The following is a 228-nucleotide window of genomic DNA, read 5'->3' as shown; positions in this document are numbered from 1 at the left end:
AGATCTTCTCCCGCTACTTCAACCACTTGTGCATTATTTGCATCCATCATTTGTTGCGGCGTGCCGTCGGCACGTTTAATACCGCGCTCTTAAATTGCCAAACCATGGCAACGTTCGGCTTCATACATATAATGGGTTGAGACTAAAATGGTGGTGCCTTGATCGCATAAATCAAATACTCGGTCCCAAAATTCGCGGCGATTTTCGGGATCAACCGCCGAAGTGGGC

General features: G+C 47.8%; 1 pseudogene. It reads right to left on the bottom strand.

Annotated elements, in window-relative coordinates:
• Positions 1 to 228 (bottom strand): annotated as a pseudogene (locus tag Q4519_RS22320) (ABC transporter ATP-binding protein); the annotation flags it as partial.

The organism is Motilimonas sp. 1_MG-2023, from assembly GCF_030547455.1.
Classification (GTDB): domain Bacteria; phylum Pseudomonadota; class Gammaproteobacteria; order Enterobacterales; family CBDFNC01; genus Motilimonas.
Note: the sequence above shows the minus strand (reverse complement) of the source record. Positions and strands in the feature narration are given on the sequence as shown.